Source organism: Hydrogenophaga sp. LT287 (genome assembly GCF_055702805.1).
In genome coordinates, this window is record NZ_JBVPZC010000071.1 from 1 (window position 1) to 1603 (window position 1603).

Here is a 1603-nt window from a genome sequence, read left to right on the forward strand (position 1 = left end):
CATGCATGGTCGGACTCCGGTGACGCCTCATGAGGCTGGGGGTTGCGCAGTGCGTCATAGCGCTGCAGGTTGGCCAGTGGCGGCGTGTTGAGCGTGAGCATCGTGGCCACTGGCGGCTCGGGCGCACGCTCCTCCTGCAAGCGAGAGAGCACGTTGAGCACGTGCTCGGCACTCACCCGCCCGGACTGCAGCGCCAGCTCCACCGCCACCTGCACGGCCTCCAGCCCGTGCAGGCTCACCCCCATGAGCACCTGCGCCATCACCCTGTCGCCCCCGCTGTGGCGCAGCAACTGGCGCTGCAGTTCCTGCAGGGGTTCGGGCATGGTCTTGAAGGGCGCACCATTGCGTAGCGCACCGGGCTTTCGCTCGACCAGCGCGATGTAATGCATCCAGTCGTAGATCGTCTGATTCCGCTCGAAGCTGCGCTCCAGGCGCACCTGCCGCCCATCGGGTCCGACCACCAGCAGGCCATCCGCGTAGGCCCGCAGACTGACCACCGCGTGGATCCATTCACACGGCACGCTGTAGCGGTTGCGCTGGAAGTGGATCAGCGAAGTCGCAGAGACCCGCACCGGCTGCTCCACATAGCCGTCAAACGCACGGGGGTTGGGCATGAGGCGAACACGTTCGTCCTGCCAGACATCAGCCACCGTGAGGTGCACCCATTCGGGGTGACTCATCTCGGCCCAGGCCTTCACGCAGGCTTGCTCCAGCCAGTCGTTGAGCTCGCCAAGCGTCCCCCAGCGCCGCTCACTGGCTTCCCTCCAGATGTCCTTGCGCCGATCCTGAACGTTCTTCTCGACGACTCCCTTCTCCCAGCCGGCGGCCCGGTTGCAGAACTCCGGCTCGAACAGGTAGTGCCCGGTCATCACCTCGAAACGTGCATTGACGCTGCGCTGCTTGCCCCGGCCGACCTTGTCTACCGCAGTCTTCATGTTGTCGTAGATGCCCCGCCGGGGCACGCCACCGAAGAGGGCAAACGCCCGTGCGTGCGCGTCGAACAGCATCTCGTGCGCCTGGCTGTAGTACGCCACCAGGCAGAAGGCGCGACTGGCCGCCAGCTTGGTGTGCGCCACCTCCAGACGGCGGCGCAGTCCCCCTATGAAGAGGTACTCGCAGCTCCAGTCGAACTGGAACGCCTCGCCCAGCTCGAAGCTCAGCGGCACAAACCCGGCGCCGCGCGCAGCGTTGCCTTGCTCTTGCTGCCAGCGCTGGGCAAAGGCGTAGACCGGCCCTCGGCTGCCGCTGTAGCCCTGCGCCCGCAGTGCTTCAAACATCGCCTTGACCCCACGCCGATCGCGCTTGCTGCGGTGGCTATCGGCCTTGAGCCACTGGCTCAACTGCTCTTTGTACGGATCGAGAACGCTGGGCCCCGAGACCCGTTGTGGGTATCGTGGCTCGGCCATCTGGCCGTCCTTGAGCCACTTGGTGGCTGTGTTGCGCGAGATACCGAGGCGCCTGCTGGCCTCGCGCACCGACACGTCCTGCCTCAGCACGAGGCGGCGTAACTTGCTCAATGTGCTCACGTTGATCACTCCTGCTCCTCCGTGCTGAAAAATTCAGCAGGATAGAGCGGCAACGTGGCTCAGATTTCAACGTGAAC

Annotated in this window: 1 protein-coding gene; it reads right to left on the minus strand. The window is 65.3% G+C overall.

The window, feature by feature from the left end; genetic code table 11:
- Nucleotides 1-1526: IS21 family transposase (gene istA / locus AC0GNR_RS19480; protein WP_472902391.1), on the minus strand; the 1526-nt coding region annotated here is incomplete at its 3' end.
- Between the last annotated feature and the right edge of the window lie 77 nt (nucleotides 1527-1603).